General features: G+C 60.1%; 23 protein-coding genes. 11 read left to right on the plus strand and 12 right to left on the minus strand.

What is annotated here, in order from left to right:
• Nucleotides 1–23: 23 nt before the first annotated feature.
• From ade to QEZ52_RS01780, 3 genes are all read left to right on the plus strand, one after another.
• Nucleotides 24–1841, plus strand: coding sequence for an adenine deaminase (gene ade / locus QEZ52_RS01770; protein ID WP_406647451.1), 1818 nt, complete (start codon nucleotides 24–26; stop codon nucleotides 1839–1841).
• Entirely contained in the window at nucleotides 1838–3304 is a 1467-nt protein-coding gene (locus QEZ52_RS01775) for an AMP nucleosidase (RefSeq protein WP_406647454.1), read from the plus strand. The genes ade and QEZ52_RS01775 overlap by 4 nt, the downstream gene beginning before the upstream one ends.
• A gap of 143 nt (nucleotides 3305–3447) precedes the next feature.
• A complete protein-coding gene (locus QEZ52_RS01780) occupies nucleotides 3448–3735 on the plus strand; it encodes an HU family DNA-binding protein (RefSeq protein WP_406647456.1) in 288 nt (95 codons plus the stop codon).
• 220 nt (nucleotides 3736–3955) lie between these two features.
• On the opposite strand, the gene QEZ52_RS01785 is transcribed toward QEZ52_RS01780, so the two are convergent.
• From QEZ52_RS01785 to QEZ52_RS01835, 11 genes are all read right to left on the minus strand, one after another.
• Nucleotides 3956–5233 carry an ABC transporter permease gene (locus QEZ52_RS01785; protein ID WP_406647458.1) on the minus strand — a complete coding sequence of 426 codons (1278 nt, stop codon included), beginning with the start codon at nucleotides 5231–5233 and terminating at the stop codon, nucleotides 3956–3958.
• The gene (locus QEZ52_RS01790) at nucleotides 5230–6150 is read right to left on the minus strand and encodes an ABC transporter permease (protein WP_406647461.1); all 921 of its coding nucleotides are present in this window, start codon (nucleotides 6148–6150) and stop codon (nucleotides 5230–5232) included. Before QEZ52_RS01790 ends, QEZ52_RS01785 begins: the two co-directional genes overlap by 4 nt.
• An 11-nt stretch (nucleotides 6151–6161) precedes the next feature.
• Nucleotides 6162–7274, minus strand: coding sequence for an ABC transporter ATP-binding protein (locus QEZ52_RS01795; protein ID WP_406647463.1), 1113 nt, complete (start codon nucleotides 7272–7274; stop codon nucleotides 6162–6164).
• A gap of 130 nt (nucleotides 7275–7404) precedes the next feature.
• Nucleotides 7405–8523, minus strand: a complete 1119-nt coding sequence (locus QEZ52_RS01800; protein WP_406647465.1) for a PotD/PotF family extracellular solute-binding protein — start codon at nucleotides 8521–8523, stop codon at nucleotides 7405–7407.
• A gap of 441 nt (nucleotides 8524–8964) precedes the next feature.
• Nucleotides 8965–10110 (minus strand): iron-containing alcohol dehydrogenase, encoded by a 1146-nt coding sequence (locus QEZ52_RS01805; RefSeq protein WP_406645369.1) that lies wholly within the window; start codon nucleotides 10108–10110, stop codon nucleotides 8965–8967.
• A gap of 35 nt (nucleotides 10111–10145) precedes the next feature.
• Nucleotides 10146–11528 (minus strand): aldehyde dehydrogenase family protein, encoded by a 1383-nt coding sequence (locus QEZ52_RS01810; protein ID WP_406645368.1) that lies wholly within the window; start codon nucleotides 11526–11528, stop codon nucleotides 10146–10148.
• A 103-nt stretch (nucleotides 11529–11631) separates the two neighbouring features.
• Complete coding sequence (locus tag QEZ52_RS01815; protein ID WP_406647467.1) at nucleotides 11632–12993, minus strand: glutamine synthetase family protein; 1362 nt, start codon at nucleotides 12991–12993, stop codon at nucleotides 11632–11634.
• Nucleotides 12990–13742, minus strand: a complete 753-nt coding sequence (locus QEZ52_RS01820) for an N-formylglutamate amidohydrolase (protein WP_406647468.1) — start codon at nucleotides 13740–13742, stop codon at nucleotides 12990–12992. Before QEZ52_RS01820 ends, QEZ52_RS01815 begins: the two co-directional genes overlap by 4 nt.
• Nucleotides 13739–15421: a Na/Pi cotransporter family protein gene (locus QEZ52_RS01825; RefSeq protein WP_406647470.1), complete on the minus strand. Its 1683-nt coding sequence runs from the start codon at nucleotides 15419–15421 to the stop codon at nucleotides 13739–13741. The genes QEZ52_RS01820 and QEZ52_RS01825 overlap by 4 nt, the downstream gene beginning before the upstream one ends.
• A 4-nt stretch (nucleotides 15422–15425) precedes the next feature.
• Entirely contained in the window at nucleotides 15426–16199 is a 774-nt protein-coding gene (locus QEZ52_RS01830; RefSeq protein ID WP_406647473.1) for an inositol monophosphatase family protein, read from the minus strand.
• On the minus strand, nucleotides 16183–16986 hold the full coding sequence (locus QEZ52_RS01835; protein ID WP_406647475.1) for a DeoR/GlpR family DNA-binding transcription regulator: 804 nt from the start codon (nucleotides 16984–16986) through the stop codon (nucleotides 16183–16185). The genes QEZ52_RS01830 and QEZ52_RS01835 overlap by 17 nt, the downstream gene beginning before the upstream one ends.
• A gap of 178 nt (nucleotides 16987–17164) precedes the next feature.
• Here QEZ52_RS01835 and QEZ52_RS01840 point away from each other — a divergent pair, with 178 nt between their 5' ends.
• The 4 genes from QEZ52_RS01840 to msrA all read left to right on the plus strand — a co-directional run bounded on the left by QEZ52_RS01840 (nucleotide 17165) and on the right by msrA (nucleotide 20854).
• Nucleotides 17165–18706, plus strand: coding sequence for a sulfatase-like hydrolase/transferase (locus QEZ52_RS01840; RefSeq protein ID WP_406647478.1), 1542 nt, complete (start codon nucleotides 17165–17167; stop codon nucleotides 18704–18706).
• 160 nt (nucleotides 18707–18866) lie between these two features.
• Nucleotides 18867–19757 (plus strand): DMT family transporter, encoded by an 891-nt coding sequence (locus QEZ52_RS01845; RefSeq protein WP_406647480.1) that lies wholly within the window; start codon nucleotides 18867–18869, stop codon nucleotides 19755–19757.
• A gap of 138 nt (nucleotides 19758–19895) precedes the next feature.
• The gene (gene msrB, locus QEZ52_RS01850) at nucleotides 19896–20345 is read left to right on the plus strand and encodes a peptide-methionine (R)-S-oxide reductase MsrB (protein ID WP_406647482.1); all 450 of its coding nucleotides are present in this window, start codon (nucleotides 19896–19898) and stop codon (nucleotides 20343–20345) included.
• On the plus strand, nucleotides 20342–20854 hold the full coding sequence (gene msrA, locus QEZ52_RS01855; protein ID WP_406647484.1) for a peptide-methionine (S)-S-oxide reductase MsrA: 513 nt from the start codon (nucleotides 20342–20344) through the stop codon (nucleotides 20852–20854). Before msrB ends, msrA begins: the two co-directional genes overlap by 4 nt.
• 68 nt (nucleotides 20855–20922) lie before the next feature.
• Here msrA and QEZ52_RS01860 read toward each other — a convergent pair whose 3' ends face one another.
• On the minus strand, nucleotides 20923–21822 hold the full coding sequence (locus tag QEZ52_RS01860) for a LysR substrate-binding domain-containing protein (protein ID WP_406647486.1): 900 nt from the start codon (nucleotides 21820–21822) through the stop codon (nucleotides 20923–20925).
• 160 nt (nucleotides 21823–21982) lie between these two features.
• On the opposite strand from QEZ52_RS01860, the gene QEZ52_RS01865 reads away from it, so the two are divergent.
• The 4 genes from QEZ52_RS01865 to QEZ52_RS01880 all read left to right on the plus strand — a co-directional run bounded on the left by QEZ52_RS01865 (nucleotide 21983) and on the right by QEZ52_RS01880 (nucleotide 25930).
• Nucleotides 21983–22738: a class II aldolase and adducin N-terminal domain-containing protein gene (locus QEZ52_RS01865; protein ID WP_406647487.1), complete on the plus strand. Its 756-nt coding sequence runs from the start codon at nucleotides 21983–21985 to the stop codon at nucleotides 22736–22738.
• Between the two features lie 69 nt (nucleotides 22739–22807).
• Nucleotides 22808–23926, plus strand: coding sequence for an aromatic ring-hydroxylating dioxygenase subunit alpha (locus QEZ52_RS01870; protein WP_406647489.1), 1119 nt, complete (start codon nucleotides 22808–22810; stop codon nucleotides 23924–23926).
• Nucleotides 23923–24762 (plus strand): 3-methyl-2-oxobutanoate hydroxymethyltransferase, encoded by an 840-nt coding sequence (locus QEZ52_RS01875; RefSeq protein ID WP_406647491.1) that lies wholly within the window; start codon nucleotides 23923–23925, stop codon nucleotides 24760–24762. The genes QEZ52_RS01870 and QEZ52_RS01875 overlap by 4 nt, the downstream gene beginning before the upstream one ends.
• A gap of 136 nt (nucleotides 24763–24898) precedes the next feature.
• Nucleotides 24899–25930 (plus strand): sterol desaturase family protein, encoded by a 1032-nt coding sequence (locus QEZ52_RS01880; protein WP_406647493.1) that lies wholly within the window; start codon nucleotides 24899–24901, stop codon nucleotides 25928–25930.
• Nucleotides 25931–25967: the final 37 nt, after the last annotated feature.

Below are 25967 nucleotides of genomic sequence, written 5' to 3' on the forward strand. Positions count from 1 at the left end.
CGCACAATCATAACAATTGGTTCATGGAACAGACGCATTTCCCGACATGGCCCGAAACCGCCCCGAAACTCATCTCTGTTGCTGCAGGTCGTGCCCCTGCGGACACGGTCATTCGTGGTGGGATCTGGGTGAATGTGCACACGCGCGAGGTGCTGCCCGGGCATGACATTGCCATTGTCGCGGGGCGGATTGCCTGTGTGGTGCCGGATGCCACATATTGCACCGGGCCCGACACCCAGATCATCGAGGCCAATGGGCGGTACATGATTCCGGGGCTGTGTGATGCGCATATGCATATCGAAAGCGGTATGCTGACCCCGGCGGAATTTGCCCGCGCGGTCATCCCGCATGGCACCACCAGCATGTTCACCGACCCGCATGAGATCGCCAATGTCATGGGGTTGGAGGGCGTGCGGCTGATGCATGACGAGGCGCTGTTGCAACCGGTCAACATCTTTACCCAGATGCCATCCTGTGCGCCGTCGGCACCGGGATTGGAAACCACAGGGCATGAGATTTCACCCGAAGACGTGGCCGAGGCGATGACCTGGCCCGGCATTGTCGGGTTGGGGGAAATGATGAATTTCCCCGGCGTTGCCAACGCGGACCCCAAGATGCTGGCCGAAATCGCGGCGACCCAGAATGCCGGGAAAACCGTGGGTGGGCATTATGCGTCGCCCGATTTGGGGCCTGATTTTGCGGCCTATGTGGCCGGTGGCCCGGCGGATGACCACGAAGGCACCTGCGAGGCGGACGCCATTGCGCGGATGCGACAGGGGATGCGGTCGATGATCCGGTTGGGGTCGGCGTGGTACGATGTGGAAACCCAGATCACCGCGATCACCAAAAAGGGGCTGGATCCGCGCAACATGATCCTGTGCACCGATGATTGTCATTCCGGCACGCTGGTCAATGACGGCCATATGAACCGGGTGGTGCGCCACGCGATCGACTGTGGCTGTGATCCGGTGGTGGCCTTGCAGATGGCGACGATCAACACCGCCACGCATTTCGGGTTGGAGCGGGAGATCGGATCGCTGACGCCGGGACGCCGGGCGGATGTGATCCTGACGTCGGATCTGCGCACGCTGCCGATCGAGGTGGTGGTTGCGCGCGGACAAGTGGTGGCCAAAAGTGGCTCTATTACGGTGGAATGTCCGCATTTGCAGTGGCCGGACCATGCGCGGGGCACCGTGCATCTGGGGCATGCGCTGAGCGATGCGGATTTCCGGATTGCGGCACCCGAGGGGGCCAATCAGGTGCGCGCCAATGTGATCGGTGTGGTCGAAAACCAGGCCCCGACACGGGCGTTGCAGTTTGATCTGCCGGTGCGCAACGGGTTGGTCGAGACCGGGGAACTGTCCGGGGAGGCCGACGTTTGTCAGATCGCTTTGGTGGAGCGGCATCGCGCGACCGGGGGCGTGACCAATGCCTTTGTCTCTGGGTTTGGATACCAGGGCTGTATGGCGATGGCGTCAACCGTGGCGCATGACAGCCACCATATGATTGTGGTGGGGACCGACCGGGCGCAGATGGCGTTGGCGGCCAACCGATTGGCCGAGGTCGGCGGCGGTATCACCGTGTTCCGCGATGGTCAGGAATTGGCGCTGGTCGAATTGCCGATTGCCGGGTTGATGTCGGACAGCCCCGCCACAGACGTCGCGGCCAAGGCGCAGGCGATGATGGAGGCCATGCAGGCCTGTGGCTGTCAATTGAACAATGCCTATATGCAGCATTCGCTGTTGGCGCTGGTCGTCATTCCAGAACTCAGGATTTCGGATCTGGGGTTGGTGGATGTGCGATCTTTCACGAAAATCCCAGTATTAGAGCCTGTTTCATGATCAACCTGTGTCTGCCACCGGATCTTCCGGCCCCCGAAACCTTTACCGATGCCACGGCAGCGGTGGATCGGTTGGTGGAGCTGTATGAAAGCGCCACCGAATATCTGTGTACCGAATTTTCCCGCGCCATGGTCAAGGGCGCGCCGGATTGCCGGATCCGCGCCTATTACCCGGAAATTCGGGTCACAACATCCAGTTTTGCCCAGGTCGACACGCGGCTGAGCTATGGCCACGTGGTGTCGCCGGGCACCTATGCGACCACCGTGACCCGACCCAGCCTGTTTCGGCACTATCTGACCCAGCAGATTGATCTGCTGATCTGCAATCACGGCCAGCCCGTCACCATTGGCCCGTCAAACACGCCAATTCCGCTGCATTTTGCGGTTGCCTCGCAGCCCGGCCTGACCGTTCCCCAAGAGGGGGCGGCGGGGTTCACGTTGCGCGATGTGTTTGATGTGCCGGACCTGAGCACCACCAACGACGATATCGTCAATGGAACGGTCCAATCGGATAGCGCAACAGGGCCGCTGGCCTTGTTCACCGCCCAACGGATTGATTATTCGCTGGCCCGGCTGTCGCATTACACGGCAACCGAGCCCGAACATTTCCAGAACCATGTTCTGTTCACCAACTATCAGTTCTATGTGGCCGAATTCGAAGCCTATGCGCGGGGACAGCTGGCAGACCCGAAATCCGGCTACGTCAGCTTTGTTTCGACGGGGAATGTCGAAATTACAGATCCGGATATGGCGATTGCGCCGGTTGAGAAACAACCGCAAATGCCGACCTATCACCTGAAACGCGCCGATGGCAGCGGCATCACCCTAGTCAATATCGGGGTTGGCCCGTCAAACGCCAAAACCGCGACGGACCATATTGCTGTGCTGCGGCCGCATGCCTGGTTGATGGTGGGCCATTGCGCGGGGCTGAGGAATACGCAGGCGCTGGGCGATTTCGTGCTGGCGCATGCCTATCTGCGCGAGGATCACGTGCTGGACGATGACCTGCCGGTGTGGACTCCGATCCCGGCGCTGGCCGAGATCCAGATCGCGTTGGAACAGGCCGTGGCCGAAGTGACCGAGCTGAAGGGGTATGACCTGAAGCGCATCATGCGGACCGGCACAGTCGCCACCATCGACAACCGCAACTGGGAGCTGCGCGACCAATCCGGGCCGGTTCAGCGGCTGTCGCAATCGCGCGCCATTGCGTTGGATATGGAGAGCGCAACGATTGCGGCAAACGGGTATCGGTTCCGGGTGCCTTATGGCACGTTGCTGTGTGTCAGCGACAAACCGTTGCACGGGGAACTGAAGCTGCCGGGGATGGCGTCAGATTTTTATAAAACGCAGGTGGCACGCCATTTGATGATTGGTATACGTGCTATGGAACAGTTGCGCGGTATGCCGCTGGAACGGTTGCACAGCCGGAAATTGCGTTCATTTGACGAGACCGCGTTCCTGTAACCCCACGGAAATTGCGATTTTCTGGTGGAAAAGGCGCGATTTTCCCTTGTTTTCTTACACAATCCGTTGTGTTCATACACTACATACCGTTAAAGTTACGCGATGAGGCCCCATAAGTCGGGCAGTCTTAAGGAGAAAAAAAGATGGCCAAACCGATGACCAAGACCCAGCTCGTAGCTGCTCTGGCCGAGGAAATGGGCACTGACAAAAAAGCGGCTGGTGCCGCTCTGGATGCAATCAGCGCCCTGATTACCCGTGAAGTTGCAGGCGGCGGTGCCGTGACTCTGCCCAACATCGGCAAGATCTATTGCCGCGAGCGCCCCGAGCGTATGGTGCGCAACCCTGCCACTGGCGAACAGTTCAAGAAAGAAGCCGACAAAGTGGTCAAGATGACCATTGCCAAGGCTCTGAAAGACAGCGTCAACGGCTGATAGAAACCAGGATTGGTTTTTTGGAAAGGGTCGCCTGTGGGTGACCCTTTTTGTTTGTGTGATGCCACGTTCGAGTTTTGAACACGCGTTTGCCCCGTGCCCTGGGTTCAGGTTGGTGAGAGAAAAGCGGCGGGCGGTTTTGATCCGATACGCGGGATGCAAAAAGCCCCCCGGCGCAGGCGCGCGTCGGGGGGCTTTCAGGTTTGAGCTGATGCGATGATCAGTTGTCTGTATCCGTCGACAACGTGCTGGGTGCAAACACATTGCCAAACCCGGAGTCGTTGGAAGGCGCTTTGGATTCTTCCTCTTCTTCGCCGGATTCGTCGGACTGTAGGGTATTGGGGGCAAACACACCGCCAAAGCCCGAGTTGTTGGATTTGGGCTGGGTGGTTGTGTCTTCCTGGGTTGTGCCCTCTTCCGCAGCCTTGGCGGCCGCTTCGGCAGCGCGGGCGGCGCGTTCTTCGCGCAGTTTCTGGATCCGCAGTTCTGTTTCCAGTTTTTTCTGTTCCTTGATGCTGGCCACGCATTGCGCCGGGCTGTGCACCATGGCGGTGCCGACCACGGTGATCGACCCGATCACAAAGAGCACCAGCGCCATGGCCGCAGCATTGCCGGTCAGCAGACGAGGCAGGCGGAAGCCGGTGGAGACGTCTTTGACCGAGGCGCCTTTGCGCGCCAGTGCGGCCAGTTCCTTGCGTTTGATGTTGGCTTCGTTGAACAGCGCGGCAAAGATGGTCAGCACAACGATCATAAAGGCCAGGGCCGAAATCGCAGGTGTGATGCCATAGCGGACCTTTTGTGCCAGTTCGATGGTCAGGGTCGGATATTCGCCAAAGGTGAAGGTGGTGGTGTTGTAGTTTTCGAATGACGCCAGGAACGCCAGCACCGCCGCAGATGCGATCGCGGGCCGCATGAAGGGCATCAGGATCTTGCGGAAGGCCTGGGCATGGGTGGCGCCCAGATCCAGAGCCGCTTCGGTCAGGGCGATGTCATAGCGTTGCAGGCGCGCCACCAGCACCAACATGCAGTAGCTGGCGATAAAGGTGGATTGCCCGATGATGGTCAGGAACAGCCCGTTGGACAGGAAGCTGTCAGCCCCCAGCCCGAGAAAGCGGTTGACCCGGTCCCAGAACACCAGCGTCGAAATCCCCAGCACCACGCCCGGAATCAGGATCGGGGCAATGATGATGGTGTAATAGGTCGCCCGCAGCTTTGGCCAGATCTGGGTCAGCATCAGCGCCCCGGCCAGCCCCATGGTCACCGACAGGATGACGGTGCCAAAGCCGACCAGGATCGAGTTTTTGATGCCGTTCAGTATGCGTTCGTCCTGAAACAGAGCCGAAAACCATTCAAACGTCAGGCATTCCCAGGGGGCCGCCCGCGGAAACCCGGGCGAGTTGAAGGCGGTGATCGACATGATCACCAATGGGCCCAGCAAATAGGCAAAGAAGAGCGCCAGATAGGCCCAGATCGAAAGGCGCAGGAAGGAATTTTTCATTTGCCGATGTCCCCCATGTTCACCTTGAACAGGCGCATCACGGCCAGAACCAACAGGATACAGGTGACAAGCAGAACCACCGCATAGGCCGCGCCCTGGGGCCAGTTCGAATTGTCATTGAACCATTGATAGATGATCTGAGTGAACCACAGGGACGAAGGACCGCCCAGGATTTGTGGCGCAGCCAACGCGCCGGCCGATAGCATGAAGACCATGGTACAGCCCGAGCTGATCCCCGGTTTGGCATAGGGAATGACCACCCGCCAATGGATCCGCCACCAGGGTGCGCCCAGGTCGCGGGCGGCTTCGATCTGGTTGTGATCCAGGCTTTCGATGACGTTGTACATCGGAAAGATCATCAACAGGATATAGGCATAGCCCAGCCCGGCATAGAGCGCGATGTCATTGCGGATAAAGTCGAACGGGGTGTCGAATACCCCCAACCCCACCAGTGCCGTGTTCAGCACGCCGGATTCGCCAAAGATGATGCGCAGGGCAAAGGCGCGCAGGATTTCATTGATCCAATAGGGAATGATCAGCATCAGCGCAAAAATGCGGATATGGTTGCCTTTGGTCTGACCCAGGTAATAGGCGATCGGATAGCACAGAATCAGGTTGAAGATGGTCACCAGCACCGCCGCAATCAAAGTGCGGTAGAACACGGTCAGATCAACCGCATTGTAATCCTGGCTGCCACCTTCGGGGCCAAAGACCAGGTATTTGTAATTCTGCAGCGTATAGACGTCGTTGGGTCCGCCGATTTCCGGGGGCGGCAGGTTGGGACGGAAGGAAAAGTCGAGCATCGACAATTGAGGGAGGATGATCAGGCCAATGGTCCAGAACAGGACCAGACCCAGCATCACGGAACCCATCAATGTGCCGTTGCGATTGAAGAAGTCTTTCAAAAAGCGTGGCATGATCTGGATCCCTATTCCGCCGCCAGTTCGCCGGCGGGAACGACCACGGCGTTGTGGACTTCGTATTCCAGGGTCATTTTCTGACCGGTGTGATCGTCAAAGGATTGTCCCAGGTTCGGAATCGACACTTTCAGTTCCTTGCCGCCATCGCCCTGGCAGAAGATGTTGAAGCTGTTGCCTTCGAATTCTTCGTGTTTGACCTGGGCGGTGACGAAATGATCGCCCTGGGTGCCGGTGGGCGCGATGGACAGGGCTTCGGGGCGGATGAACAGCATGGCGTCGTCGCCCACATTCATCCTGCCCTGGTTGGCCGTGGTGATCCGGGCCATCAGGTCGCCCGAGCGGTTGGTGCGGATCAGGGCTTCGTTTCCGATGATCTTGGAGACTTTGCCGCGGAAGACGTTGTTTTCACCGACAAAGGAGGCGGCAAAGGCGGTCGAGGGATCGTTGTAGATGGTTTTGCCATTGCCGATCTGGTCGATCACGCCCGCGCGCATCACCGCCACATCATCGGACATGGTCAGAGCTTCGCCCTGATCGTGGGTGATGTAGATAAAGGTGATGCCAACCCGTTTCTGGATTTCGCGCAGTTCGGTGCGCATGTGCTGGCGCAGCTTCAGGTCCAGCGCCGACAGCGGTTCATCCAGCAGCAGCACATCGGGTTCCGCACACAGCGCGCGGGCGATGGCCACCCGCTGACGCTGGCCACCGGACAGTTCGCTGGGCAGCTTGTCGCCCTGACCGGGCAGGGCGATCATGTCCAGCAGTTCGTCGGCCCGTTTGCGCCGTTCGCCAGCAGATGCGCCTTTGATTTCGAGCGAAAAGGTAATGTTTTCCCAGACCTTCATCAGTGGGAACAAGGCCAGGTTTTGAAAGATCAGCGCCGTGGGGCGTTTGTTTGGCCCGATCCCCGCCATGTTGCGCCCGCCGATCAGGACATTGCCTTCGGACGGTTCCAGGAACCCGGACACAGCGCGCAATATCGTGGTTTTGCCACAGCCCGATGGGCCCAGGAACGAAAAGAAATCGCCACCCTTGATATGAACATTGGCGTCACGCACAGCAACGAAATCGCCAAAGCGGATCCAAATATTTTCGAGATCAACGCCGACTCCAGCACTCATCTGGCTACTCCCTGATGCCAAATTCCACCGCGTCCAATTGGGCGCGTGATTTGGTCTTGGATTTGTTGTTATTGGTCGTGTGTCCGCGCCCCCAGAGCCGATCCGGGGACGCGGTGATCAGCGCCAGAAATCAGGCGCTCTTGAACTTGTTGACGAATTCCGTCCGCACATCCGCATACCACGGTGCTTCGGCCGGCCAGGGGTTCAGATTGGCCAGGCTGTCGCCGGGATAGGCTTCGGCAAAGTTCTTCTTGTAGGTGTCCCCCGAGAAGGTATCGGCACCCAGAACTGGCGAATTGTAGCCATGGCTGTCGATCGCCTTGCCCGCCGGTTGCTTTTGGTAGGCATAATTGATGAAGGCATAGACCTGTTCGGTATTGGTCGCGCCAACCGGCATGGAAATGCCGTCAACCCAGGCCATCGCGCCTTCGACCGGTGCCTGATAATGCACCGGCTCACCGGCGGATTTCAGAGCCAGTGGCGGCCCGTCCCAGGTCTGGCCAACGACAACACCTTCGTTCAGCAGGCCGTTCTTTTGGGTGTCGGCATCGTTCCAGATCAGTTTGATCCGCGATTTGTAAGAGATGCACCAATCCGCGATCTGTCCCCAGACCTTGCGCATGGTGTCTTCGTCACCATAAGCCGCCCAGACCGATCCCGGTTCCATCTGACCCGAGGCCTCCATGTACAGACCCGCGCCCAGCATCATCGAATGCGCGCGCCCCATGGTTTTGCCGGCGTTTTCTTCGCTCCAGACATCGCCATACGACGGGGCATCCCCGGCGGGCAGCCATTTGTCAGTGCGATAGGCAATGCCTTCGGTGCCCCAGATATGCGGCAGCCAATGCGACCCCTGATCTGCAAAGTTCCAAGCAACCGTGCCGATCTTGGCCATCGCGGGGTTCACCGCGTCGATATTGACCTTGTTCATGTCAAAGGGCTGCAACAGTTCCAGCGGGCCCCACTGCAAGGACCGGTTGTTGGTGGGCGATACGATATCGAATCCCTGACCCTTGGTGGCTTTCATCTTGTTGATGATTTCTTCGTTCGACCCGATGCCGGTGTAATTCACCTTGATCCCGGTTTCGGCTTCGAACCCGGCGATGAATTCCGGTGGCAGGTAATCGGACCACATCAGAATGTTGACTTCGCCGGACGAGGCAAGTGCGGATTTCGAATAAAGCGGTGCAGCCAGCGCCGCAGCCCCGGACATTTTCAGAATTGAACGACGTGAGATTTGTGTTTTCATAATATTCCCCTTGTTGGTTCTTTGTCGGCCTTATGTCTTGCCGATTTTGTGGAAACGTTTGGTTGATTGCTCCTTTGACTTCTCCTGTGACAGGTCTCGGCGTTTATGAAACCAGGCGACTTCGCGGTCATGCCAGATCATTTTGACAGTTATGTAAACGAGACCAAGATCTCCAAATTTTCAGTTCCTTCCGAGACAGCCGGGCCTCAATTTTCAAAGCCTCTGAAATCGAGGGGCGGCCCCGACGTCCGTGAATACATGGAAACAGGAACTGGACCGCGGTCTGTCCTCTTTACGAAACGCCCAAGTCGGCCACTTGTCCAGACATTTATCGGGCTCCGTGGCGGGAGCTTTGTGTCGTTGTGTGGTTTTTTGGGCTTTTCTGGGTGTATTTTATGGGCGGTGCGGCTTGGTGCGCCGCCCTTTGATTTTGGGGGTGTTTCAGATTGATTGATTGAAGAGCTGCGTGAGGTTTTGTTGGGTGAGTGTGACGGGGTTTCCGCCGCATGAGGGGTCTGTGAGCGCGCCTGCGACGAGGTCTGGGATTGCGTCTGCTGTGACGCCGAGCTCGGTGAGTTTGCGGGGGATGGCGAGGCTGTCGTTGAAGGTCTGGACAAAGGTGCAAAACCCGTCAAAGCCGCCGGTGATGCCCAGATAGGCGGCGGCCTGATCAAACCGGTCGGCGATTTCGGGTGCGTTCAGCGCCAGCACGGCGGGCATGCAGACCGCATTTGTGGTGCCGTGGTGGGTGTTGAACATGGCGCCGACGGGGTGGCTCATGGCGTGGATGGCCCCGAGACCCTTCATGAAGGCGGTGGCCCCCATGGCGGCGGCCGACATCATCTGGGCGCGGGCCTCCAGATCGGTGCCGTCCGTATAGGCGCGCGGCAGATATTCCTTGACCAGGCGCATGCCTTCGAGCGCGATGCCCTGGCTCATCGGGTGGTAATGGGGGCTGGAAAACGCCTCGACGCAATGGGCGAAGGCATCGAGCCCGGTGCCTGCGGTGATGGCCCTGGGCATGCCCACGGTCAGCTCGGGGTCGCAGATGACGACTTCGGGCAGCACCTTGGGGTGAAAGATGATCTTCTTGGCGTGGGTCACCGAATTGGTGATGACGCTGGCGCGGCCGACTTCGGATCCGGTGCCTGCGGTGGTGGGCACGGCCACGATGGGCGCGATGGCGTCCGCATCGGCGCGGGTCCACCAATCGTCCACATCCTCGAACTCCCACACGGGCCGGGTTTGGCCGGCCATAAAGGCCACCATCTTGCCCAGGTCCAGCCCCGAGCCGCCGCCAAACGCAATCACCCCATCGTGGCCCCCGGCGTTATAGGCGGCAACCCCTGCGGCCAGGTTGATCTCGTTGGGGTTGGGATCGACCTCGGCAAACAGACCCCGGCCCAGACCGGCGGCCTCCAGGATGTCCAGGGTGGCTTTGGTGATCGGCAGGTCGGCCAGGCCGCGGTCGGTGACCAGCAGGGGGCGTGTCATGCCGGTGGCGGCGCAGGCGGCGGGGAGTTCGCTGATCCGGCCAGCGCCGAATTTGATGTTGGTCGGATAGGACCAGTTTCCAACGAGAGACATGTTCGTTCTTCCTTCAGACAGGGTCAGGGCGGCTCTCAGCCGGTGACTTTCTTGAGATGGTAGGATTTGGGCCGGGTCAGATTGTGATAGCCGATGATGGAGAGCCCACCGCCGCGCCCGGTGTTCTTGCAGCCGGTCCAGCACAGGCCGGGGTCCAGGTAATCGGCGCGGTTCAGGAACACGGTGCCGGTCTCGATGCGATCGCCGACCGCTGCGGCGCGGTCCACATCCGCCGTCCACAGCGATGCGGTCAGGCCAAAGTCGCTGTCGTTCATCAGGGCGATGGCCTCCTGGTCACCGGACACCTTCATGATGCCCACCACGGGCCCAAAGCTCTCGTCGCGCATCACCGCCATGTCATGGGTCACGCCGGTTAGGATCTGCGGCGTCAGATAGGCCCCACCATCATCGGCCACCATCGGCGCGATATGGGCGGTTGCACCGGCGGCCACGGCGGCGTCGATCTGGGCGCGCACCTCGGCAGCGAACCGGACATTGGCCATCGGCCCCAGGGTGGTGTCCGGGTCCAGCGGATTGCCCAGGGTATAGCCGCTGACGATCTCCACGGCCTTCTCGACAAAGGCGTCATAAAGGCTCTCATGCACGTAAATCCGTTCGATCCCGCAACAGCACTGACCGGCGTTGAACATCGCCCCATCGATCAGCGTGTCGACGGCGGCGTCCAGATCGGCATCCTCCATCACGTATCCCGGGTCCTTGCCGCCCAGCTCGGTGCTGACGCCGGTGAAGGTCCCGGCGGCGGCGCGTTCCATCGCCTGGCCACCGCCGACCGAGCCGGTGAAATTGACAAAATCGAACGCCCGGCGCGCGATCAGCTCGGATGTGGTGTCATGATCCAGGAACACGTTCTGGAACACGTCCTGCGGCACGCCCGCATCGTGGAACGCCGCGGCCATGCGTTCGCCCACCAACAGGGTCTGGGTGGCGTGTTTCAACACCACGGTATTGCCGGCAATCAGCGCCGGGGCCACGGTGTTGATGGCGGTCATATAGGGATAGTTCCAGGGCGCGACGACCAGCACCACCCCATGGGGAATCCGTTTGATATATCGTTTGAAGGTCGCGTCCTCGCCCACGGCGATATCAGCCAGCGCCTCCGCCGCAATCGACGCCATATGGCTGGCGCGCTCGTTGAAACCGCCAAATTCACCACCATACCGAATGGGCCGCCCCATCATATGGGCCAGCTCGGGCACGATGGCATCATTCATCGCGCCCACCGCCGCGACCCCGGCCATCACCAGGTCAATCCGCTCGGCCAACGGCCGCGCCGCCCAGGCGGCTTGCGCATCCCGTGCCCGCGCCGCCACCGCAACAGCCGCCTCGCGCGACAGCACATCGCGTTCGGCAAACACCGATCCGTCAATCGGGGAAATACACGTTAATGTCTGGCCCATGCCCTCAACTCCACATCTCGGATCAGGGGCACGCGCCCCTGCTTCTTTCTGGTCAAAAATACCTCGGGGGTCTGGGGGCAGCGCCCCCAGCCTTGACCCGAACTCACGCCCGTTCGAACCCGCGCGCGACCTCCCAATCGGTCACCACCCGGGCAAACTCTTCGATCTCCACCTCGGCGGCGCGGGCGTAGTGGTCGACCACATCGTCGCCCATCGCCGCGCGCAGCATGTCCGAGCCGTGCAGCGCGGTGCGCGCCGCGCCCAGATCGCCGGGGATCAGGCCGGTGTCGCCCTGATAGACATCGCCCACCGTGGCGGGCTGCAGCTCCAGACCTTCCTCGATCCCGGCCAGGCCGGCGGCCAGCATGCCCGCCATCGCCAGATAGGGGTTCATGTCCGATCCCGGGATCCGGCATTCGACGCGGATGGCCTTGGACCCTTCGCCACACAGCCGATACCCGGCGGTGCGATTGTCCACCGACCAGATGATCCTTGTGGGGGCAAATGTCCCCTTCATGAAGCGTTTGTAGCTGTTGATATAGGGGGCCATGAAATAGGTGTAATCAGGCGCATATTTGAGCAGCCCGGCCATATAGGACTTCATCAGGTCCGACATCCCCAGCGCGTCATCCGAGTCGTGAAACGCCGGTTTGCCATCGGCCCACAGGGATTGATGCACATGGCTGGAACTGCCGACCTTGTCATGATGCCATTTGGGCAGAAAGGTTGCGGCGTGGCCCTGCTGCCAGGCGATCTCCTTGATCGCGTGTTTGGCGATCGAATGATATTCCGCCGTGTCCATGGCAGGCGCATATTTGATGTTCAGTTCTTCCTGACCGGTCTCGGCTTCGCCCTTGGTGCATTCGATCGGCAGACCCGCCTCCCACAGGTGATTGCGGATCGGGCGCATCACATGTTCTTCCTTGGTGGTCTGCAGGATGTGGTAATCTTCGTTATAGCCCGAGATCGGCGTCAGGTCCTGAAAGCCGCCCTTGCGGATCTCGTCAAAGCCCTTCTCGAACAGAAAAAACTCCAGCTCGGTCGCCATCATCGGCTCGAACCCCAGGGCGCGCACGCGGGCGACCTGACGCTTCAGCATCGCGCGCGGACTGTGGGGCACCTCGGCGTGGGTGTGGTGATCCAGAACATCACACAGCACCAGCGCGGTCCCCTCCAGCCAGGGCACAAGGCGCAGGGTGCTCAGATCCGGCTTCATCACATAATCGCCATACCCCCGCTCCCAGCTGGTGCTCGCATAGCCATCCGGCGTCCCCATCTCAAGATCCGTCGCCAGAAGGTAATTGCAGCAATGCGTCTCCTCCCACGCACCCCCAACAAAATGACCCCCATGAAACCGCTTCCCCATCAAACGGCCCTGCATGTCAACAAAACACACCAATACCGTGTCAATGCTGCCACCAGCCACCTGAGACTCAAGTTCCTTGAATGTGAGCGTGCTGTTCATGTCTGGTCCTCCCGAACCGCTATGTCTGTCAGTGCCGGTTCCAGCAGCATCAGGATTTCCTGCGCGCGGTCGGCAATTTCATCGGGTGTGCGCAGCAGATCGTTGCGCACCTCAAGCATGACGTTGGCCAGCCCACGCGACAGCGCATGCAGGCAGAGCGAATGGGTGACCCCATCCGCAGGGCCATAGGGTTCATTGCGGGCGACGTGGCGCTGTGGGATCCGGTCCGCATGCGCCAGCATCGTGTCCACCAGACGGCTGTCGGTGTCGTGCAACAGGCCCAGTTCAACAGCGCGGGGCTGGCCAAAGTAGGTGGGGGTGAAGGAATGCACCGTCACCACGATGGTGTCTGGGCCACGGGCGTCCAACACAGAGTTCACAGCGACGCAGAACGGATCATAGACCGCCCTGGTGCGCGCATCGCGGTCGGATTGGGTCAGGTCGGCATTGCCGGGAACCTGGATCAATTCCGATTTTGTGGGCATGGCGCTGGCGGCGTCGGGCGGGCGGTTGCAGTCATAGACCAGCCGCGACACGGTCGCGGCCACAACCGGCGCATCCAAGGCGCGCGACAACGCCAGCGCCAGATCCCGCGCACCCGGATCCCAGGCGGCGTGGCTGTCGCGGTCCGAGGGTTTTAAACCCAGATCGCCGTAGTGCTGTGGGATGCGGCGGCTGGCGTGTTCACACAGGATCACCACGCGGCCTGTGCCGTCTGGATTCAGGACTTCGACGGGAGCGGCTGTCATGCCGGGGTTTCCGACTTGGGCATGTCTTCGATCAGGCGGGTTTCCAGCAATTGGCCGTTGCGATACAGGATCGGATAGGCCACCGCGGCGATATGGCTGTTGAATTCGCGGAACGCGCGCAGGGTTTCCAGGTGGATGTCGCTGGTTTCGAAACTGTCGGTGGTGCCGTGTTGCAGCCGTTTCAGATGGCGTTTGCGGCTGTCGCGTTCGGCGCGTTTGATTTCGGTTTTTTCCAGGCTCAGCAGGCGGGCGCTTTCGAGATCGTCGGAGATCAACACGTTTGACGCCAGACGCATATTGGCCAGGATGCCTTCGTGCATCTGCACCAGCTCGCTCCAGCCGTCTTTGGAGAAGGTGGCACCTTTGGATCGCATCTCGCCGGCCAGGATGGTCAGGCGTTTGGCGACCACATCGCCGGCGGTCTCTAGCCGGATGGCGTATTCCATCAGGTCACGGGCGATTTTTGCATCGGCCTTGGAGAATTCGTCCGACGGCAATGCGGCGACAAACCCACGGATGCCTGACAGGCAATCGTTGACATCATGGTCGATGGCCTGCACCGCCTTGATCTGGTCCTTGTCCCCGGCCTGATACAGGTTGAGACAGGGTTGGAACATGGCTTCGACCAGATCGGCCATGCGCAGGAGCTCCCGTTTCAGCGCTGAGAGCGCCTGGGTCGGGCTGTGCACCTGGCGCAGGTTCAACGCGCTGGTCGGGCGCATCAAACCCTGGGTTTGTTCGGCGCGGATCGGATCCTTGATCAGGTTTTCAAATGGCGATTGCAGTTTGCGACAAAAGGGCAGCGCCAGAACCAGCAGCGAGGCGTTAAAGGCCAGATGCGCAGTGACCAGCATTTGCCCGCCTTGCGGATCGCCCAACAACCCGGTGCGCAGGGCCAGATTGGCCCCGAACAGGGTGATCACCGCCCAGGTGCCCCGCAGGGCCAGATTGGCAAAGGGGATGCGGCGCGCCACCGGATCCATGCCGCGCGACAGCCAGACCGGGATAAACCCCGAGCCAAAGTTGGCCCCCAGCACCAGCGACAGGCCCGCGGCAAAGGGGATGGCGCCGATCTGAACCAGGGTGACGCACATCAGGATGGCGGCGACGCTGGAATGCATGACAAAGGCCAGCGCCCCGCCCACAAGAAAGGCGGTGATATAGTCGCGGGCCAGATATTCCGCGATCGCGGGGAGAAAGGCGCTGTCACGGATCGGGTCCATGGCTTCGCGCAGAAACCGCAGAGAGATCAGGATAAAAGCGACGCCCATCAGGATGCGGCCCAATTGGCGGGCTTTGCGGGCTTCGGTTTTGACAAACAGATAGCCACCAATGGCCAGCAGCAGCGGCACCAGCCAGTCCAGTTTGAATGACAGGATCTGAATGATCAGCGCCGATCCCAGATCGCCGCCCAGCACGATCGCCAGGCCGGTGGGAAAGGTCAGCAATCCGCTGGCCGCGAACCCTGAGGTCAGCAGCGCCACCGCCGCCGAGCTTTGCAGGACGATGGCCAATGCAATGCCCACCATGCTGGCCTGTGCATTGCTGCGTTGTCCGGTCAGAACACGTTGGAACGACGCGCCATAGCTGCGTTCGATGCCGGTGCGGACCATGCGCACCGCAAACAGCAGCAACATGGTCGCGCCTGCCAGGCTGATGAGAAAGCTAACAATTGCCATATGATTATCCGTGGATCAATTGGAGGAGCTGTTGATGCAGCTCAGGGGTTGCAGCCGAGACTACGCGCCCGTCTGACTCCATCGTCAGCGGATTTCCGACCCAATCCGTCATGATCCCGCCTGCGGCTTGGATCACGACAGACACTGGCATATAGTCATAGGGCTGCAGGTCGTAGTCGATCACCGCATCCACATGACCAGCGGCCAGCAAGGCATGGGGATAGCAGTCATAGGCAAATCGGCGGGTTTGGCCTGCACGGGTCAGACGATCAAACAGGGCCGGGTAGTCGCGATAGATCTTTTCGCCTTCGTTGATGAACAGGATCGACTGGTTCAGATCGGTTTGGGTCGAAGTGTGGACCGGGTCGCCGTGGAGCGTGGTCTGATGACCACGGACCCCGACAAAGGTTTCGTTCAGGGCCGGCATTCCGATCACGCCGATCTGCGGCACCCCGTCAACCAGATGCCCCAGCAGAAACCCGAACAGCGGATGGCCCGACAGGAACGAACGGGTGCCGTCGATGGGGTCGACAATCCACAGGTTGCGGCTGTCTCCACCGGTGATCCCCTCTTCTTCGCCAAAGACGCCGTGATCGGGGAAATGTTCGCTCAGATAGGCACGGACCTGCGCTTCGACGCCTTTGTCGGCCTGGGTGACCGGGCTTTCGTCGGATTTGAAATCAATGCCCAGCGCGCCGCGAAAATATCCGCGTGCGGCGTCGGCTGCGATGTCGGCGATGCGGGTTGCGTGTTCGACCAGATCAGACTGTGTCAGCATTGCGGGTCTTTCCGTCTGCGAGAAGTGTCGTGATGTCCCAATCGGCCAGCGCCTGTGCCAGAGTCGGATCTGGGGTCTGGTCGGTCACCATGTCGTCGACCTGGGACGGTTTCAGCCCGATGTGGGGGGCTTTTTCGTTGAATTTGTGATGGGTCATCGCCATCAGCACACGGTCGGCATTTTCGGCAATGATCCCGCCCAGGTCGGCTTCGGCGGCGTTGAGATACAGAAAGCCGCGTTTGGGTGACAGGGCATCGGCGCTGAGCACGGCCATGTCGAAGGAAAACCGACGGGCCTGTTTTTCGGTGACATAGCCAAAGGCACCGCGTTCGTCGCTTTGCATTTCTCCGCCCAGCAGATGCACCCGGTTGTCATTCTGGCTGACCAGGGTCTGGGCCACACCGATGGAATTGGTTGCCACGGTCAAATTCGACCGGCGGCTCAGCTTTTCCGCGACAAAGGCCGTGGTCGAGCCAACATCGAGAAACAAGCACATGCCGTCATGGATCTGGTCCACCACACCGGCCGCGATGACGCGTTTTTCGGCAGCGTTCTGGGAGATGCGCCGGAAGAAGCTGGGGTCGTTCTTGTTTCCGACCAGATAGGCGCCGCCGTGTACGCGGGCGACTTCGCCGGATTTGGACAGGGATTTGATGGTTCGACGCACGGTTTCTTCGGAGACGTCCAGCGCCTTGGCCAGATCGGCGCTGCGGGCGGATCCACCCAATCGACGCAACGCTTCGATCAATTCGACCTCTCGATGTGTGTGTGGCGCCCGAACTTGCACATTTATCCCCATTTTCCCAAACAATTCACACAAAGACACACAAACTTCACAATTATCAAGCTCTTTTTTGTTGAGAGATGTGTGGATTTGTGGAAAGTCGGGATGTGTCAGGGTCAGGGACCGAGGGGTCCGTCGCGTGATCCGGCCCCCAGAAATCGAGCTTCGGCAGGAAAATCAGATGACCGAAAACCGGAATGTTCTCTTTGTTATCATCGACCAATTGCGGGCCGATTGCCTGTTCGGGTCACTGGCGGATCATGTGGATTTGCCCAACCTGCGCGCCCTGATGGACGAGGCTGTGACCTTTACCCGGCATTTTTCGGTGACCAACCCCTGCGGGCCGTCACGCGCGTCGATCCTGACCGGGCAATATGCGATGAATCACCGGTCGGTGCGCAATGGCACCCCGTTGCGCCACGATGCGCCCAATATCGCGACCAGTATGCGCAAGGCCGGGTATCTGCCGCTGTTGTTCGGGTATACCGACACCTCGCAGGATCCGCGTGTCTTTGATGCGGATGATCCGTTTCTGACATCATATGAAACCCCGATGCCCGGGTTTCACGAGGTGATGGAAATGCGCCAGGAAATGTCGATACCCTGGCGGTCGCATTTGATGAACCAGGGCTATGAATTCGATAGGTATTGGGATGTCTACACACCCGTTTCTCCGGCTGGCGCGCCGCCGCGGTTGAACGATCCGGCGCTGTATCGGGCCGAGGACAGCGATACCGCGTTTCTGACGGATGCGTTTCTGAACCACATGCCGGCCTGTCGTGATCAGGGGTGGTTTGCGCATTTGACCTATATTCGGCCCCACCCACCATTGGTGGCCCCTGCGCCCTATAACGACATGTATGATCCGGATAGTTTGCCCAGCCCCGTCGGTCTGGACACGGCCGCAGCGGAAACCGCGCTGCATCCATTCTTTGGTCCGGCGTTGGGCTATGCGACCCCGGCCAAATTTGTCGAAGGGTTTCCGGATCTGGAGCCAACGGAGGACAATATCCAAACCCTGCGGGCGATCTATCTGGGGTTGGCAACCGAAGTGGACCACCATGTGGGGCGGGTCGTGCAATTTCTCAAGGACAGCGGGCAATACGACAGCACGTTGATCGTGGTGATGGCCGATCACGGCGAAATGCTGGGGGATCGGCATGCGTGGGGCAAGATGAATGTTCATGATGCGGCCTATCACACCCCGCTGATCATCCGGCAGCCCGGCAATGCCGCGCGCGCGGGGACCCGGATCACAGCGCCGACAGAGTCGATTGATGTCACACCGACGATCCTGGACTGGATCGGGCAGGAGATCCCCAATTCCATGGACGGGCGGTCGTTGTTGCCGTTGCTGCGCGGGGACATGCCGCAGGATTGGCGGCCGTATACGTTTTCCGAGCTGGATTTCGGGGCTCCGATGCAGCCGACCGTCTGGCAGACCGCATTGGGGACGGACGCCAGCGAGTCCAATCTGAGCATCCTGCGAGATGATCGGTTTACCTTGGTCGAATTTGCCGCCGACCTGGCCCCGATGCTGTTTGATGGGGGCGGTGCCGGATCCGACGCCTTGGTGAATGTTGCGGACAGGCCGGAGTATCAGGCGGATCTGGCCCGGTTGACGCGACAGATGCTGCGCCATCGCATGAAGAACATGGATCACACGTTGTCGTTGACGACGATTACCGATGCTGGTGCCGTGGTTCGGCCACGGCGCGGCTGAGGCGCAACGGGGGCGCAGCTGAGGGGACAGCGAGGGCGGATCAGGCCCTGACAGTGCTTTTCATGTTCAGGATTTTCTTGTAATCGCCGGATGGGTGGGCAAGGGTCCGCGGGATGGGCCCGGACGGACCCGGATGGACCTGTCAGGCAAAGGATCTGCTATGGATATGCGCGCGATCGCCATGGGGCTGATGTTTGCGTTGATGTGGTCATCGGCCTTCACATCGGCACGGATTATTGTTGAGGATGCCTCGCCGTTGTTTTCGCTGGCAGTCCGATTCCTGATTTCCGGGCTGATCGGGGTCGCGATTGCCCGCGCCATGGGGCAGAGCTGGCGGCTGACGCCGTTGCAATGGCGCGCCACGATCCTGTTCGGGGTGTGTCAGAACGCGCTGTATCTGGGGCTGAATTTTGTCGCGATGCAGACGGTTGAGGCATCGCTGGCGGCGATCATCGCATCGACCATGCCTTTGCTGGTGGCGCTGGCGACCTGGTTGGTGATGGGTGAAAAGCTGAAACCGCTGGGGTTTGCCGGGCTGATCGCCGGGATTGTCGGCGTGGCGCTGATCATGGGGACGCGGATCGGGTCGGGAACCGATATGTTCGGCGTGCTGTTGTGCTGTATCGGGGTGTTGGCGCTGACCTTTGCCACATTGGCGGTGCGGGGGGCGATTTCGGGCGGCAATTTCATGATGGTTGTGGGGTTGCAGATGTTGGTGGGGTCCGCCGTGTTGTTTGTTGTGGCACCGCTGACCGAGGATATTTTTGTCAACCCGACGTTGCGTTTGGGGTTGGCCTTTGCCTATACCACATTGGTGCCGGGGTTGGCGGCGACGTTGATCTGGGTGCTGTTGCTGAACCGGATCGGCCCGATTCGGGCGGCGACCTTCCATTTTCTCAACCCGGTGTTCGGGGTTGCAATTGCCGCCGTGTTGCTGGGGGAAAAGTTGGGCCCGCTGGATGTGGTAGGTGTGCTGGTCGTGACCGTGGGCATTCTGGCTGTGCAGTTGTCCCGGCAACCGGCGCGCTCCCGCCCGGTCACGCAGGGCTGACGCCCGGCGAGACCCGTTGGGCGTGGCTGCGCCGTTTGGCGCGGCGGGTGCACAGATCCGCGAGACGTTGAAATAATAGTTGGAAATCGCCCGGGGCCAGCCCATCTGTTGACGAACGACAAAACATCGGAGGATGACATGCGCCAATACACCAAGGATCCCGACGCCGTTGCCGCCCTTTCGCCCGAGGAATATCGCGTGACCCAGCAATCGGGTACGGAGCGACCGGGCACTGGCAAATTGTTGGAGAACAAGGATCCCGGGATCTATGTGGATATCGTATCCGGCGAGCCGCTGTTTGCATCGTCGGACAAATACGAAAGCGGCTGTGGCTGGCCGAGTTTCACCAAGCCGATCGAACCGGCCCATGTTGCCGAGATCGAAGACCGGACATTGGGCATGATCCGCACCGAAGTGCGGTCGACCCATGGCGACAGCCATCTGGGTCATGTGTTTCCGGATGGCCCGCGGGATCGGGGTGGGCTGCGGTATTGCATCAATTCGGCGTCATTGCGGTTCGTGCATCGCGACGACATGGAGGCCGAAGGGTATGGGGATTATCTGAACCAGGTGGAGGACATCGCATGAGCACCACGCAACGCGCCGTTTTGGCGGGGGGATGTTTCTGGGGGATGCAGGAGTTGATCCGGCATCGTCCGGGCGTGATTTCGACCCGTGTGGGATACACCGGAGGCGATGTGCCCAATGCCACCTATCGCAATCACGGCACCCATGCCGAAGGCATCGAGATCGTGTTTGATCCGGCCCGTACATCCTATCGTGAGATGTTGGAGTTCTTCTTTCAGATCCATGACCCGACGACCACGAACCGGCAGGGCAATGATGTCGGGATGAGCTATCGGTCAGCGATCTATTTTGTCGACGAGACGCAAAAGGCGGTGGCAGAGGACACCATTGCCGATGTCGAGGCGTCAGGGATCTGGCCCGGCAAGGTTGTCACCGAAGTCGAGCCGGTTGGCGCGTTCTGGGAGGCGGAACCGGACCATCAGGATTATCTGCAACGTTTGCCACAGGGCTATACCTGCCATTTCCCGCGCCCGGATTGGGTGTTGCCGAAACGGGCGCAGGCCTCCTGAGCAAGGGCCGGACGGTGCGTGCAAGCACGCACCCTACGCAGGGTCGGCTGCGGCTGACCCGTGGTGGATCAGCCGGTCGTCGGCCAGTCTGGTCCGCCGCCGGGATCCAGGGCCATTTCGGCCCGGATCCAATCGGCGAATGCGGTGATATGCGGCGAGTTGTCCGCCTGGGGAGACAACAGCAGGTAGTAGGCTTCGGGCATTCGGGCGCGATGGGCAAACGGGGCGATCAGCTGTCCGGTTTTGAGCAGCCGCAGGGCAATCGCATCATGCACGAGACACATGCCACCACCGGTCATCGCCACCGACAGGCTGACCAGATATGTGGTGGAATAGGTGATTGGGGGATCTGGCCACGGCAGGTCCTGATCCTCGGCCCAGCTGGCCCAATTGGCCAACAGATTTGAACAATCATACAGCGGATGATCGGCCAGCGTATCCAGCGTGACCGGATACCCCGGCGCACAGACCGGGTAATAGTGATCCCCCCGCAGGATTTCGGTGCGCACTGTATCGGATGGGCGCAGGGAATAGCGGATTTCAATATCCGCGCCTTCGGCCATTTCGCGGGGTTCCCACAGTTCGGTTGACAGGCTCAGCCGGACCTCGGGGTGTTGCGCATAGAACCGCGGCAACCGGGGGGCCAGCCAATTCACCGCAAAGGTAATATTGGACTGCACCCGCACCACATTCTGTTGCGTGCCGGTGATGGCGCGGGTGCCGCGCACCAAGGTGTGAAACGCCTCGCGCACCACAGGCAGATAGGTGATTCCGGATTCGGTCAGCACCAGCGCCCGGGGGCGGCGGTGAAACAGGGGGCGGCCCAGATGCGATTCGAGCGATTTGATCTGCTGGCTGACCGCGCTTTGGGTCATGTTCAGATCCCGCGCCGCGCCGGTGAATGACAGGTGGCGGGCGGCGGCTTCGAATGTGCGCAGCCAGCCGAGAGGAGGGAGGGCGTTTTTCATGTTCATAATCTTGGCATAAGTCATGCTAATGGCAAGAAGCGTTTTTTTTCGTTGGTCAAATGCGGGCGCAAGATGCAGGTTTTAGCGATCAGATCCGACCCCTCCGATCCCCGGGGACCTCTTTCGGGACTACCCCCAGGACTTACCAAGGACAGAATTTATGAGCGTGACCAATCTTCGCCCCAATATCGATCACTGGCAGGAACGTGTCGATATGGCTGCGACCTTTCGCTGGACCGAGCGGCTGAACATGCACGAAGGCGTGGCCAATCATTTCAGCCTGGCGGTGAATGACGATGGCACCCAGTTTCTGATGAACCCCAATCAGATGCATTTCGCCCGCATTCGCGCGTCTGATTTGTTGTTTCTGGATGCCAATGATCCGGATGTGATGAACCAGCCCGGTGCCCCGGATCCGACCGCATGGGGGCTGCATGGGTCGATCCATCGGCTGTGTCCGCATGCGCGGTGTGTGATGCATGTGCATTCGATCCACGCCACGGTGTTGGCGACGCTGGCCGACAGCACCCTGCCACCGATCGATCAGAACACCGCGACGTTTTACAACCGCTATGTGATCGACGATCATTTTGGCGGGCTGGCATTCGACGACGAAGGCGCGCGCTGTGCGGCGGCGTTGAGCGACCCCAAGAAAAAGACCATGATCATGGGCAATCACGGCGTGCTGATCATTGGCGATAGCCCCGCCGATACATTCAACCGGCTGTATTATTTCGAACGTGCGGCGGAAACCTATATCCGGGCGTTGCAGACCGGGCAAAAGCTGAGGGTTCTGTCGGATGAGATTGCCGAAAAGACCGCGCAGGAGCTGGAAGATTACCCCAATCAATCCGAAGCGCATCTGAGCGAAATCAAAGCGATCCTGGACGACGAAGGATCGACTTACGCCAGCTGAGCCAAGATCGGGCAGTGGCGGGAAAACCCTGCGCTGCCCATCTGATTGGCCCGCCACGAGGACCCCACCATGTTGGATACCAAAGACACCCGGGCGCGCACCCTTGCCGCCCGCCACTATATCCGTGCCGACGTTCTGGAGAACGAGCGCGAATTGTTCCTGCGCAGCTGGCAGCTGGCCGGTCATGTCGGGCAACTGAAAGAGCCCGGTGATTTCATCACCCTGTCGCTGTTTGATCAGAACATATTTCTGGTCCGGGACCGGTCGAACGTGGTGCAGGCGTTTTACAATGTCTGCCCGCATCGGGGTCATCAGCTGGTCGAAGGGTCGGGACACAAGGCGGTGCTGACCTGTCCGTATCATGCCTGGACCTTTGGGTTGGATGGCAATCTGCGCGGCATGCCGAAACGCGGTGGCGCGGGCGCGCCGGAACGCTCGGATGTTTGTCTGAGCGCGGTGCGGGTCGAGGAGTTGGCCGGGTTCCTGTTTGTGAACCTGGACCCCGAGGCCCAGCCGCTGGCAGAATTTGCACCCGGTTTGGCGGCGCAGATGTTGGAGCGCGTGCCCGAGCTGGTGGATCTGGTGGTCGAGGGGGACACAGCCTATGGCCACACCTATACCTGCCGGTCGAACTGGAAGGTGATGTTGGACAATTATCTGGAGTGCCATCACTGCGGCCCGGCGCATCATTCGTTTGATGACATGATGAACATCGCCCAGAACCGGTTCGAGCTGTACCAGAATTACACCTATCAATGTGCCCCCACCGCGATGAAGGCCGACAATGCGGCCTTCCGGCTGGATCTGGAGCATGACGTGCTGGAGGGGCAGTTCTGGTTCCTGTTCCCCAACACCATCTTTGGTCAGTTCCCCGGTGCGCGCGGCTTTTATGCGTCGCGGTTTGATCCGGTGACGCCGGATCTGACCGAACGGCGGTCGTTGTCGTTGACCACGGCCGCGCCCACAGACCCGGATATGGCGGAGCGCAACCGGTTGCGCACCGAATGGTCGACGACTGTGGTGTCGGTCGAAGATCGCAACCTGTGCGAAAACGTTCAAAAGGGCATGCATCAGCGCGGGTATCAACAGGGGTGGTACATCACCGACCCGGATGCGCATGACATTTCCGAACACGCGATGCGCCATTTCCACGACATCTATCTGGCAGCGATGGGGGAAGAATCGTGAAGAACATCTACACCTTTGGCGGCCAACCGGCGCGGCGCAATCTGACCGTGGCCTGTCTGCGCGCCAACAAGGCGGCCGGGGTCAAGATGACCCAGGTGTCAGCCGCGACCGAGGACGAGGCCCGCGCGTGCGAAGAGATGGGGATCGACATGATTACCATTTCGGATGTGGATTATGACGCTGTGCGCCGGGGCGCGCCGCAGACGTTCATCACGTCCAGCCAGACCATGTGCCAGTATTACGAGCCGCAGGAATGCCTGACGGCGGCGTTGAAATCGGCGGAAAAAGGTGCGGACGCGGTGTTCACCCCGCGCGGCATGGGCATTGTCGAACTGATCGCCAACGAAGGGTTGGCGGTGCAGGGACATGTGGGATTGGTGCCGCGCAAATCGACCCTGACCGGGGGGCTCAGAACCTATGGCAAGACCGCCGAGGAAGCGATGCAGTTGTTGGAGTGGATGCGCCGGTACGAAGACGCAGGCGCCACGGCGGTCGAGGTCGAATGCGTGGCGGTCGAGGCATTGGCCGCGATCAATCACAAGACCACGCTGGTGACCCATTCCATCGGGGCCGGGTCGGGGGGCGACATCATCTTTTCGTTCATGGAGGACATCTGTGGTGACGTGGAAAACCCGCCCCGCCATGCCAAGGCCTGGGGCGATGTGGGGTCGATCCGCAAGGCGTTGGCCGCCGAACGGGACAAGGCGTTGACCGGGTATCGCACGGATGTGCAATCGGGGGTTTTCCCCGATGCCGACCATACGGTTTCGATGCTGCCGGGCGAGGCCGACAAGCTGGCCGAGGCGTTGCACGGGTGGAAGACACTGCACCAATAGGCGTGCCAGACGACAGTCAATATGGGTGCCAGAGCGCCTGACCTGAAACCGACACGACACAGATGTCGCACACTCTTTGAGGGACTCTTGCCCCATGGGCGGGCCCTGAAGTGATGGACAGCAAGGAGATGCCAAAATGTCCGACACCACATCCTCTTCGCAGCAGCTCACCGGGCCCGTATCGGGTGCGCAGGTGGAAAACATGACGCGCGAGTGGAACTATCACCCCGAGTTACCGTTACAGGATTCGTCCGTTTTCAAATGGCCGCCCAACCCGGTTTTTCTGGCCGGTTGGCTGACGCGCAATTGGTTGATGCTGAGCGAACGGGTGATGATGGCCATTGTCGCCGTTGGCCTGTGGTATTTCTTTTACCCCTCGCTGGAGGTTACACAGACATTTGCCTGGGGCTGGATCGCCCAGATCTGGATCGTGAATTTTGCCATGATCTGCCTGTTTGCAGGCAGTCTGCATTGGTATTTCTACATGCGCAAAGGGCAGGGAAAGAAGCTGAAATTTGACCATCGTCCCCAGGGCACCAGCAACAAGCTGTGGAATTTCAGCGATCAGGTGCATGACAACATGTTCTGGTCGCTGGGGTCGGGCGTGTTGCAATTGACCGGGTTTCAGGCGGTCAGCATGTGGCTGATGGCGAACGGGTATACCCCAACCATCACATTTTCCGAAAACCCGGTCTGGTTCCTGGGGTTCCTGGTGATCATTCCGATGTGGTCGGCCTTCCATTTCTATTGGGCGCATCGCCTGTTGCATCAGCCATTCCTGTACAAACGCGTGCATGCGCTGCACCACCGCAATGTGAACATCGGTCCGTGGTCGGGGTTTTCGATGCATCCGGTGGAACATTTCCTGTATCTGTCGACACTGTGCATCCATTGGATCGTGCCCAGCCATCCGATCCATCTGTATTTCCATATCGTGTTTCAGGGCCCTGGTGCTGCGATGTCGCATACCGGATACGAGGATCTGGTGATCAAGGACAAACGCAGCCTAGCGCTGGGCACATTCTATCATCAGCTGCACCACCGGTATTACGAATGCAACTATGGCAATCAGGAAATGCCCTGTGACCGCTGGTTTGGCACGTTCCACGATGGCTCGCCCGAGGCAACAGCCGTGACGCGGGCCCGCAAGAAGCGAATGTTCGGCTGAGAAAACGACACCCGGTCGGTCAGTGGCCGGGTGTCAT

Source organism: Aliisedimentitalea scapharcae, from assembly GCF_045277565.1.
GTDB lineage: Bacteria > Pseudomonadota > Alphaproteobacteria > Rhodobacterales > Rhodobacteraceae > Aliisedimentitalea > Aliisedimentitalea scapharcae.